The following is a 10902-nucleotide window of genomic DNA, read 5'->3' as shown; positions in this document are numbered from 1 at the left end:
TAACGAACAAACAGTGAGGGCTTTATTGGAAGATTTTGAAAATTGGGAATTTGAAAATGATGGAATTGTAAAGAAATATCAATTTAAAAATTTTATTGAAGCCATGGGTTTTATTGTAAAAGTGGGGCTTATTGCCGAGAAATTGAATCATCATCCAGAGTTATTTAATGTCTATAATAAAGTTAGTATTCGATTAACTACCCATGATGCAAAAGGAGTTACCACTAAAGACTTCGATTTAGCGAAAGCCATAGATACTATACAATAAAAAAATCTCATCTATTTTTTATTTTAGATGAGATTATTATGATTTGTGCTTATGATTATTGCATTGAGCAAATAATTCCGCCCATAATCATACCAGTAACAACCCAATAGCCGCCAGCAATAAGTACATATTTCCAACTTCTTCTTTCATATAAGGCACCAGCTCCAATTATAGGTAATACAAAAAACAAACCTGTCATAAAACCATGTAATGTGCCATGTTTAAAGGTTCTAAAAGCCGTTCAGTAATCTGTCATAAAGGCTTGAAACGAAGTAAATGCTTTTGATTGGTCGCCACCAATCATACTAATAGCACCAGATTGATGGATGACTAAAAATTGTAAAATAAATGAAATTAAGAACGCATAAAAAATTGACATACCAAAAATGAGAAATATATTAGAACCCTTCATTTTTTCTTCAGTAATTCCAGCTTCTTTCATCCAAATAGTTCCGAAAACTTTGGGATGGTATCAAATAAATCCCACCACAAGTGTGGAGAGTGCCGACAATAGTATAGCAATAAAATTGATTTCCATAGGTTTTTAATTTAAAGTAAATATTTCAAATGTATAAATTTTTTATTCATGTTTTAAATCATTAATTATAAGAATAATTTTATAAAAATATAAAATATGTGTATTTCATCGATTTATTTTGCACTTTAGCAATAAAGAGTTTACTTTAGATTCATGATAATTATTTAAAATTAAATTTATGAAAAATTTATTCACTCTTCTTTTCATTTTTACTTTTTCATTACTAATGAATGCCGAAGTTTCAAAACCTGAAAAAAATGCATTAATAAAATTATATAATTCTACTAATGGAGATAAATGGTCTGTAAAATGGGATTTAAATGCCCCTGTTGCCTCTTGGTATGGTGTTGTTTTAGAAAATGAAAGGGTTGTTTCGGTTCAATTATCCAATAATAATTTAGTTGGATTTTTACCTTCGGAAATTTGTAATTTAACCCAATTAAAAAATCTTGATTTATTTAAAAATTTCATAACAGGAAAAATTCCAAGTTCAATAGGTCAATTAAAAAACTTAGAATCGTTAAAGTTATCATTCAATTTGTTTGAGGGAATTATTCCTTCTACTATAGGTCAAGCTACTTCGTTAAAAAACATTGAATTATTTATGAACAGATTAACTGGAGAAATTCCTTTTGAAATTGGTAATTTAACAAGTTTAGAGACTTTGTCTTTGTATAATAATGAAATTACAGGAACTATTCCAACTTCAGTTTATAACCTTAAAAATTTAAAAGTGTTGTTACTAAATAGTAATAAAATAAGTGGAACACTTAATAATTCTATTTCAAACTTAACACATCTTGAACAATTAAGTTTGTTTGATAATAATATCCAAGGACAAGTTCCTTTAGATTTAGAAAAATTAAACAATTTGAAAGAAATGAATATTTCTTATAATAAATTTAGTGGATTAGTTTCAAAATATTTAGCGAAATTAGATGTGTTAAATATGACAATGATAAACAATGAGGGAGTAGCTACTACTTTAAATTCATCAATAGACAAGGATAAAGCTTTTGCTTCTGAGGAATAATAATTAATAGTTTTTTTTGGTTAATAGTAATTTGAATAATTTGTATGGTTAATTACTGTGAAGTTTACTTCACAGTTTTTTTTTAAAAGCTATTTAAATTTATGTTTTGCTTATCGCTTTTGATTATTTTACTTATTTTTTTAATTAGGAAGTTTAATTTAAAATAATTTTAAAAATATATACTTGTATTTTCTAAAATTAGCCTTATATTTGCAATCGAAACATCGCGGGATAGAGCAGTAGGCAGCTCGTCGGGCTCATAACCCGAAGGTCACAGGTTCGAGTCCTGTTCCCGCTACTAAACAAGCCATTCTGAAAAGAGTGGCTTTTTTGTTATTAGTATAAAGAATAATAATATGATACATAAAGCAGGTTTTGTAAATATCATCGGAAATCCAAATGTGGGGAAATCAACCTTAATGAATGCATTTGTAGGCGAAAGATTATCCATAATAACTTCGAAAGCACAAACCACCCGGCATAGAATTCTAGGAATTGTAAACGGGGAAGATTTTCAGTTAATTTTATCAGATACACCCGGAATTATCAAGCCAGCTTATGAAATGCAGGAATCGATGATGAACTTCGTGAAGTCTGCTTTTGAAGACGCCGACATTTTGATTTATATGGTCGAAATAGGTGAACAAGAATTAAAAGACGAAGCGTTTTTCAACAAAATCATCCATTCTACTATTCCAGTTTTGTTATTGTTAAACAAAATCGATAATTCAAACCAAGAACAATTAGAAACTCAAGTCGCTTTTTGGACAGAGAAAGTACCCAATGCTGAGATTTATCCCATTTCAGCTTTGCAAAACTTTAATGTTCCCGAAGTTTTCCAAAGAATAATTTCATTGTTGCCCGAATCTCCAGCCTATTATCCAAAAGATCAATTGACGGACAAGCCAGAACGTTTCTTTGTAAACGAAACCATTCGCGAAAAAATCTTGTTGAATTACAGCAAAGAAATCCCATATGCAGTAGAAATTGTTACCGAAGAGTTCTTTGAAGATGAAAACATCATTCGAATTCGTTCCTTGATTATGGTGGAACGCGAAACCCAAAAAGGAATCATCATTGGTCACAAAGGAGCAGCCCTAAAACAAGTGGGAATTGAAGCTCGTGCCGATTTAGAAAAATTCTTTGGTAAACAAATTCATATCGAATTGTATGTGAAAGTCAACAAAAACTGGAGAAGCAACGCTAATATGCTAAAGCGTTTTGGATACAATAATTAGATTTTTAAACAGAAAGTCTTAAGATTTAAAAATCCATTTATTAAAACTACCTTTGCAAAAAATTAAAACTACCTTATTGTTTGCGTTTTAAGAAAAATGATTTTGATTACCAAAAATCTGCAATCTATAATCTGCTCCTGAAGCTTCGGGACTAAAATTTGAAATATGAATAACATAGTAGCCATTGTAGGGAGACCTAACGTAGGTAAATCGACACTTTTTAATCGATTAATACAAAGAAGAGAAGCGATTGTAGATTCGGTTTCGGGTGTAACTCGAGATAGAAACTACGGTAAAAGCGAATGGAATGGAAAAGAGTTTTCAGTGATTGATACTGGAGGTTATGTACGTGGATCTGACGATGTTTTTGAAGGCGAAATCCGCAAACAAGTTGAATTGGCTATTGATGAAGCAGATGTTATTATTTTTGTTGTAGATGTTGAAGAAGGTATTACGCCAATGGATGATATCGTTGCTCGACTTTTGCGTAAGGTAAAAAAACCTGTTTTACTTGCTGTAAATAAGGTAGATAATTCAATGCGTGAAAAAGATGCACTTGAGTTTTATAACCTTGGTTTAGGTGAATTTTACACTTTCGCCAGTATTTCTGGCAGTGGAACAGGGGATTTATTGGATGCTTTGATTGTTGCTTTTCCAGTAAAACCTGAACCAGTTCAAGAAGAAGTTGTTTTGCCTCGTTTTGCAGTTGTGGGTCGCCCTAATGCTGGGAAATCAAGTTTTATTAATGCGTTAATTGGCAAAGATCGTTTTATGGTTACTGACATTGCGGGAACTACTCGTGATGCAATTGATACCAAATTTGACCGTTTTGGATTTGAATTTAATTTAGTAGATACTGCAGGAATTCGTCGTAAAGCAAAAGTAAAAGAAGATTTAGAGTTTTATTCGGTGATGCGTTCCGTTCGTGCTATCGAATATTCGGATATTTGTATTCTTATAATAGATGCCACTCGTGGATTTGAAGGACAAGATCAAAGCATTTTTTGGTTGGCTGAAAAAAATCGTAAAGGAGTGGTGATTTTAGTCAATAAATGGGATTTGGTAGAAAAAGACACCATGTCCACCCGAGATTATGAAGCGAAAATTAGAGAGGAATTAATGCCATTTACAGATGTGCCTATTCTTTTTGTTTCGGCTTTGACCAAACAACGTTTGTTAAAAGCATTAGAAGCAACGGTTCAGGTATTTGAAAATAGACAGCAACGAATTACAACTTCTAAATTTAATGAGTTTATGTTGAAGGTTATTGAAGCATACCCGCCACCAGCAACCAAAGGAAAATATGTAAAAATAAAATATTGTATGCAATTGCCAACCCCAACCCCACAGTTTGTGTTTTTTGCTAATATGCCACAATATGTAAAGGAACCCTACAAACGTTATTTAGAAAATAAAATTCGAGAAAACTGGAACTTTTCAGGTGTTCCAATTGACATTTACATTAGAGAAAAATAGAATTAAATCAATAAAAAAAGGGTTATGAATTTGAAAAATTCATAACCCTTTTTTTATTTTAAAATGTTTTTGATATTTTATCTACAGCTTGAATTGTATAATCGAGGTCTTCATAAGAAAGGGCATCAGTGATAAACCAAGTTTCATAAGCTGATGGCGCTATATAAATCCCTTCCTGTAATAAACCATGAAAGAATTTTTTGAAGGTTTCATTGTCTCCTTTTGATGCAGATTGAAAATCAAACACTGGAGCTTTATCGAAATGTACTGAAACCATAGAACCAATTTGGTTAATAGTAAAAAGAATATTATTAGCTTTTAAAACTTTATCAATTCCAGCAGCCAAATAGGCCGTTTTTTCTTCTAATCTTTTAAATACAGATTGATCAGCTTCTAAAGCTTCTAACATTGCCAATCCTGCAGCCATGGCTAATGGATTTCCGGATAAGGTTCCCGCTTGATAAACGGGTCCTAAAGGAGCTAAATAATTCATGATTTCGTTTTTAGCTGCAAAAGCTCCAACAGGTAAACCACCACCAATTACTTTTCCAAAACAAACTATGTCTGCTTTAATACCTAATAATTCTTGAACACCACCTCGTGCTAATCGGAATCCTGTCATTACTTCATCAAAAATTAGAAGAATTCCATTGTTGGTACAAAGCTCTCTTAATCCCTCCAAAAAGCCTTTATTAGGAGGGATGCAGCCCATATTTCCTGCAACGGGTTCAATAATAATGGCTGCAATATGGTTTTCATTGGCATCTATAAGTTGTTTTACATTTTCTAAGTCATTATACTTTGCTAACAAAGTGTCTTTTGCAGTTCCTTCGGTAACTCCAGGACTGTTTGGAGAACCAAAAGTGATTGCCCCACTTCCAGCTTGAATTAAAAATGAGTCTGAATGCCCGTGATAACAACCAGAAAATTTTATAATTTTATCTTTTTTGGTAAATCCGCGAGCCAGTCTAATGGCGCTCATACAGGCTTCGGTGCCCGAATTAACAAATCTTATTTTATCAATATTAGGAACCATCGAAACTGCCAAGGCTGCTATTTGAGTTTCTAATTCTGTAGGCATTCCAAAAGAAGTACCTAATTTTGCTTTTTCAATTACTGCATCAACTACGGGTTGAAATGCGTGACCAAGAATCATCGGGCCCCAGGAATTGATATAATCAATTAATTTATTCCCGTCTTCGTCAAATAAATAAGCTCCCTTAGCACTTTTGACAAAAATGGGTGTTCCTCCTACGGCTTTGAAGGCTCTAACAGGGGAGTTTACACCTCCTGGAATTACTTTTTCGGCTTCAGCAAAAAGCTGACTGCTTCTTTGATACAGCATATTTTCTATTTAATTATTAATATAGTTTGTCCTATTGCAATAGTATTTTCAATAAGATTATTAGATTTCTTTAACTCTTCTATGGAAATATTATATTTTTTGGAAATTGAATATATAGTATCTCCTTTTTCAACGATATATAGGCTATTTTCTAATGTGTTTTTATTCGAATTAGAGTCATTATTTATCGATGAATTGACTATTTCGGTGTCGTATTGATACAATTGATATTTTTCAATAATAGTAATTAATTTAGATGGGTATAGTTCGTCAGTAGCATATCCAGCCTCTTTTAAACCTTTCGCCCAAGACTTATAATCTGTTTTATTTAAATTAAAAAGAGATGAATATCTTTTTTTCCCTGATAAAAAAAGTGAATGATCTCGAAAAGAATCTATTGGATTAGTGTATTTTCTAAAACATTCATCTATAGCATCATCGTTATATCGAACAGATTCTCCTGTCCATTCACTATTACATTTTATTCCAAAATGATTATTGGCTTGAACGCATAAAGTGCCCACTCCGGATCCAGATTCTAATAATGCCTGACCTAAAATAATGCTAGCAGGAATACTATATTTTTTCATATTAGCCTGCGCTACTGATTTGTAATTATTAATATAAGACTGTATCATTTCAGAAGTCACTTTTACTCGGCTTGTTGCTTCAAGAGTTTCTGTTTTTTTGTATATGGAATTTTTCGTTTTTGAATCTCCTCTTTTTTTAATAATTCCAACACTTGTACTATTTTGCTTTGAATCTTTTTTAGTAGTTTGAATTATCGACTTATTCGTGTTGCAACTCACGATTAGGATAATAATAAATAAAAGGAATCTTTTTTTAATCATGGAATTGTATCGTAAGTAATTTTTTTGTTTTTAGTTTCAAGTTCATCCCCTGAATTCCCTGTAATCCACCCGTGTGAATGAGTAAGATTTTTGAATACTCAGGAAAATATTTTTTATTTATTAAATCCACAACGCCATAAACCATCTTTCCAGTATAAATTGGATCCAATGGGATTTTATTTTCATTGTAAAAATTATTGATAAAACTTATTAATTCTGATGTAACTTTACCATAACCACCAAAATGATAATCAGTATTCAAATCCCAGTTTTCATTACAAACAAAATTACGAATTTCATCTTTTAGAAATGTTCCTTTTAGTGCTGGAAATCCTAATGCTTTTTGATGAGGCTTAATGCTATTAATTATGCCTGATAGAGTTCCGCCGGTACCTACTGAACAGCAGATATAATCAAATTTTTGATCTTCTAGAGTTAGTATTTCTTCACAACCTTTTATGGCAAGTTCATTAGTTCCACCCTCTGGAATCAAGTAAAAATTGTCAAATTTCTCGTTTAGTTGGGACAAAAAAGCGGATTCACTTTTTTGTTGATAAGATTCTCTTGAAATAAAATCTAGTTGCATACCACAATCTAGAGCGAATTGTAAAGTTGGATTTTCAGAGACTTTACTTTTTAATTCTTCTCCTCTAATAATTCCTATCGTTTTGAATCCGTTTTCTTTTCCTGCAAAAGCTACTGCGGCAATATGATTAGAAAATGCGCCTCCGAAAGTGACTAAAGTAGTTTTATTTTCTCCTTTTGCTTGCAATAAATTGTATTTCAGTTTTCTAAATTTATTACCAGAAACAATCGGATGAATCAAATCTTCTCTTTTAATATAAAGAGTAATTGATTTAGGAAATTGGATGTTTAATTTTTGATTCAATTCAACTATTTTTCACAAAGGTAGATTTTATAAAGAATATAAAATCAACTTTTGTAATCTGTATAAATACTTTAAATTCTTTTTTGAATATTAGTTTTGAATAATAATTTTTAGCCCTTCTTCTAATTTATCAATACTCGTTATTTTGACTATATATATACCAGTTGTTAAATTTGAAGTAGGAAACAAATATGACAATTCATTTCCTAAATTGTTTTTATTAGCAATCAATTTTCCTGTAATGTCATATATGCTATAGTTGCTAATTTCTTTTTGAAATGGATTCTGAATTGTTAGTATTTTTTCAATATTATTTTGAATCATGATGAAGTTGTTTTTTGTAATCTCATCAACTCCTAAAGTATTGTTTTTAAATGTAATTTCATATCTTGTATTAGTAGTTCCAGCAGCCAAATTCAGTTCATAAAAACTGTTTTTTATATCATAGTAAATATCGGTTGTTTTATCATGCAGATAAACATTAATTACTTCAGGAAGATTTAATATTTGATTTACTGTTATTTTATAATTAGCTGGAGAGGTACTTCTAAACCCAATTGCTATTTTTTTGTTGCTATCAAATGCTAATGAATTTATAACATATTCTTTATTACTAATTAAAAAATTCACATTGGCAGGGTAGTCATTTTGTGAAGAAGCATCCATATATCTATCAATGCCATCTGTAGATAATGGATTAAATGCCAAAACTGTTTGACTAATTGGGCCGTTATTTAACATTGTATTAAAACGAATTAGCGATGTAGTATCTGTATTTGATGTTTTCTCGTTCGATCTCTTTTCATACCTCAAACTATTATCTTCAGTTTTAAAAAGCCTATTGCTATTTTTCATTTGTACATTTCCTTTTATCAGTCCTTTTATCAAAAAACCTTGTCCAATGGGAGCGTATTTTCGTGGATAAATTGTTGCAACATCATTTATTTGAGTAATAGGTTTTCCAGAACCGTCATATTTGAAGAAAGGAGCAGGAACATAAATGTTTGAACCAGAATAGGTAGCATATCCACCTTTATAATCAGCAATAAAATGCGAATTGGAAGTTTTATCTTGTTGCCAGAAATAAGCAATTCCTGTACAATTGGTTTCAGAAATTAAAAAATTTTGTAGGTTAATTGTCGAAGGATACGGATTTCCTGTTAATGATAATTCTCCTGCTAAAACTGGAATTGAAATAGTTCCATCATTGGGTTTTCCTCTAAAGTCATAGCGCTGATTAAAACCATCTGGATTATTTTGAACACCATTGATTGTTGTAGAATTGGTGCCAGAACTTCCTTTCATAGTAAATCCCTCTCCAGGGGCTAATGTCGATGCTGATTCTACTCGAACCCAATCAGAAAAAGTAGTTTTATTGATAAATTTGCTTACCCAATAGGGAGCAATTCTAAGTGGCGATGCAGTGCCATCATAGATATTCGATGCTAAAATAATTGCCGGTGTTGTTTCGGTTATTGAGATTGGAGTTCCCAATTGTTTAATACCAAAAGGGTTGTTTGTAGCCGTTGAAGATAATGTGTTTCCAACAGGAGAACACCAATAATTATACTGAAAATTATTTACAGTCCCCTCCTGAAAGACAGACAAATTTCCTATTCCTTTATTTGTGCTAGGTCCTATTGCCCCTTGTAATAGTTGACCATCATTTCTTAAATAAAAATTGCTAGTTGTTTCTTTGAGTTCTAAATCTTGTTTGATGTATACAAATTGATTACTGGTATAAACAAAAGTATTTGAACCTACATACATTTGAGCCATTGTAGATAAATGTATTAGAAGAACTGAAATGTTGAGAGCAATAATATAGTCTTTTTTAGACCTCATAATCCTATTGCAAAAAGGGTTAATGACTTAATTGAAACAATTGCTGTTCCCTCAATTTTACCAATCCAAAGTTCTATAAAATCATTCGGTGCTAAACTTACGAAGGCTTGGATTGAAGTGTTTTGTTCTTCACTATTTAGTTTTTGTACTACTCTTGAAGAAGGTAAAAAACCAGTGTTTGAATTTTTAAATTCATATACAAATGTTCCTGAAGAATTGGAGTTGGCGCTTATTGTTGCGGATATTTTAAAAGTTTTAGATATCGCACCTTTATATTGAAGGCTACCATTTCCTGATGAAATAAAGTCAATACTATTTGTAGATAAAGTTGTTTCAGGATTGCATAAAAACATGTTAGAACTTCCATCGATTGTTGATGAATTTATAGCAACTAAAGTTCCTGTTATATTGAAATAACTTATTTCTCCAAGTGGTTTTTGGGGTAGATATGTTCCTATAACGTTCCAGTTAGAGCCATCACTTATAATACTTATAGCTTCTTTTGGTTGAGTCAATACCATATTAAGTGCGCCATCTATTGATTGTAAAGCTGTAGTCGCGATAGTAATAGAGGCTGTACTTGTATCAGATCTTTTTATGGTGTAAATCCTACCTTTAATCCCAAGAGCTGTCGGAAGTGTTATTGTTTTTGAAATAGCACCATTATTGCTAACAATGATACTATGTGTTGCATCTAAAGTTATATCTGTAGAAACTGTCGTTATTGTTTGTCCAAAAGAACCATTTACTTCAAAAGTCGAAAGTGGAGTAGTGGTTGCTATTCCAACTTGTGCCATTGAGCCATAACTTATAAAAAGTAAAAAGAAGACAAATGGAAAAGTAAATTTTTTATTATGAGTAATTTTTTTTAGCATATCTTTTAAATTTTTTTTTTAAAACAGTAATTTATAAAATTGCAAAAGGTTAAATATAGCCGTTTATCGGACAAATATAGCCGTTTATCCAATAAATATACTGTTTTTTTTTAATAGGTAGTTTAAAAAAATTAAAAATATCGTTTTTTAAGTAGTCAATTTGTTTTTCATTGGTATAAGCTTCTCTTTCAAAACTTATATTGCGATAACCTAAATCCCAATTTTTATTTAAAATCAAACGCACAATAAACTCAAGAAAATACCAAATTAAAAATTGAAAAATAAGTAATTATAATTGTTGACGTAGGTGTATTTTTTCATGATTAATCAAAACTAGATTTTTTTTATCTAATGTGTCTTTGATAAAGATAAATGGAAAAATAGCAAAACCACGATATTTTTTTGGGATTAAAAATGGACTAACAATTAGGAACATACTAATGAAAGTTTTTAAATTTGCAGCTATGAACGAACAAAGTAAAGAAAATAATTTAATCGAAGGAGAAGATTTTTATTTTACCCCTGAAGGCTATAAATGTTTTAC

10 protein-coding genes, 1 tRNA gene and 1 pseudogene are annotated in these 10902 nt (G+C 31.0%); 6 read left to right on the top strand and 6 right to left on the bottom strand.

Going from position 1 to position 10902, the window contains the following annotated elements:
* Positions 1–268 (top strand): 4a-hydroxytetrahydrobiopterin dehydratase (locus ACKVOD_RS04675; RefSeq protein WP_409208315.1); only part of this gene is annotated, 268 nt, incomplete at its 5' end.
* A gap of 55 nt (positions 269–323) precedes the next feature.
* On the opposite strand, the pseudogene ACKVOD_RS04670 reads toward ACKVOD_RS04675, so the two are convergent.
* Positions 324–488 (bottom strand): annotated as a pseudogene (locus ACKVOD_RS04670) (DUF1761 domain-containing protein); the annotation flags it as partial.
* Between the two features lie 166 nt (positions 489–654).
* Between ACKVOD_RS04670 and ACKVOD_RS04665 the strand changes: the two are divergent.
* The 5 genes from ACKVOD_RS04665 (at position 655) to der (ending at position 4553) form a co-directional block, all read left to right on the top strand.
* Positions 655–816, top strand: coding sequence for a hypothetical protein (locus ACKVOD_RS04665; protein WP_409208314.1), 162 nt, complete (start codon positions 655–657; stop codon positions 814–816).
* 168 nt (positions 817–984) lie between these two features.
* Positions 985–1839, top strand: coding sequence for a Two component regulator three Y domain protein (locus ACKVOD_RS04660; protein WP_409208313.1), 855 nt, complete (start codon positions 985–987; stop codon positions 1837–1839).
* Between the two features lie 225 nt (positions 1840–2064).
* A tRNA-Met gene (locus ACKVOD_RS04655) sits at positions 2065–2137 on the top strand.
* 58 nt (positions 2138–2195) lie between these two features.
* Positions 2196–3077 (top strand): GTPase Era, encoded by an 882-nt coding sequence (gene era / locus ACKVOD_RS04650; protein WP_409208312.1) that lies wholly within the window; start codon positions 2196–2198, stop codon positions 3075–3077.
* Between the two features lie 165 nt (positions 3078–3242).
* Positions 3243–4553 carry a ribosome biogenesis GTPase Der gene (gene der / locus ACKVOD_RS04645; RefSeq protein WP_409208311.1) on the top strand — a complete coding sequence of 437 codons (1311 nt, stop codon included), beginning with the start codon at positions 3243–3245 and terminating at the stop codon, positions 4551–4553.
* Positions 4554–4611: 58 nt separating this feature from the next.
* Here der and hemL read toward each other — a convergent pair whose 3' ends face one another.
* The 5 genes from hemL to ACKVOD_RS04620 all read right to left on the bottom strand — a co-directional run bounded on the left by hemL (position 4612) and on the right by ACKVOD_RS04620 (position 10358).
* Positions 4612–5898, bottom strand: coding sequence for a glutamate-1-semialdehyde 2,1-aminomutase (gene hemL / locus ACKVOD_RS04640; protein WP_409208310.1), 1287 nt, complete (start codon positions 5896–5898; stop codon positions 4612–4614).
* Between the two features lie 5 nt (positions 5899–5903).
* On the bottom strand, positions 5904–6749 hold the full coding sequence (locus tag ACKVOD_RS04635) for a glucosaminidase domain-containing protein (protein ID WP_409208309.1): 846 nt from the start codon (positions 6747–6749) through the stop codon (positions 5904–5906).
* Positions 6742–7638: a 1-aminocyclopropane-1-carboxylate deaminase/D-cysteine desulfhydrase gene (locus ACKVOD_RS04630; RefSeq protein WP_409208308.1), complete on the bottom strand. Its 897-nt coding sequence runs from the start codon at positions 7636–7638 to the stop codon at positions 6742–6744. Before ACKVOD_RS04630 ends, ACKVOD_RS04635 begins: the two co-directional genes overlap by 8 nt.
* Before the next feature lie 90 nt (positions 7639–7728).
* Complete coding sequence (locus ACKVOD_RS04625) at positions 7729–9483, bottom strand: T9SS type A sorting domain-containing protein (protein WP_409208307.1); 1755 nt, start codon at positions 9481–9483, stop codon at positions 7729–7731.
* Positions 9480–10358: a hypothetical protein gene (locus ACKVOD_RS04620; protein WP_409208306.1), complete on the bottom strand. Its 879-nt coding sequence runs from the start codon at positions 10356–10358 to the stop codon at positions 9480–9482. The genes ACKVOD_RS04625 and ACKVOD_RS04620 overlap by 4 nt, the downstream gene beginning before the upstream one ends.
* Positions 10359–10902: the final 544 nt, after the last annotated feature.

This window comes from Flavobacterium sp. (genome assembly GCF_046155325.1).
In the GTDB taxonomy this organism is placed as follows: domain Bacteria; phylum Bacteroidota; class Bacteroidia; order Flavobacteriales; family Flavobacteriaceae; genus Flavobacterium.
This window is presented reverse-complemented; position numbering and strand designations above follow the sequence as displayed.

What these genes read in the sequence shown, in the direction of transcription:
- ACKVOD_RS04665 (WP_409208314.1), top strand. Translation starts at nt 655, where the DNA reads ATGAGAAATATATTAGAACCCTTCATTTTTTCTTCAGTAATTCCAGCT.
- ACKVOD_RS04660 (WP_409208313.1), top strand. Translation starts at nt 985, where the DNA reads ATGAAAAATTTATTCACTCTTCTTTTCATTTTTACTTTTTCATTACTA.
- era (WP_409208312.1), top strand. Translation starts at nt 2,196, where the DNA reads ATGATACATAAAGCAGGTTTTGTAAATATCATCGGAAATCCAAATGTG.
- der (WP_409208311.1), top strand. Translation starts at nt 3,243, where the DNA reads ATGAATAACATAGTAGCCATTGTAGGGAGACCTAACGTAGGTAAATCG.
- hemL (WP_409208310.1), bottom strand. Translation starts at nt 5,898, where the DNA reads ATGCTGTATCAAAGAAGCAGTCAGCTTTTTGCTGAAGCCGAAAAAGTA.
- ACKVOD_RS04635 (WP_409208309.1), bottom strand. Translation starts at nt 6,749, where the DNA reads ATGATTAAAAAAAGATTCCTTTTATTTATTATTATCCTAATCGTGAGT.
- ACKVOD_RS04625 (WP_409208307.1), bottom strand. Translation starts at nt 9,483, where the DNA reads ATGAGGTCTAAAAAAGACTATATTATTGCTCTCAACATTTCAGTTCTT.
- ACKVOD_RS04620 (WP_409208306.1), bottom strand. Translation starts at nt 10,358, where the DNA reads ATGCTAAAAAAAATTACTCATAATAAAAAATTTACTTTTCCATTTGTC.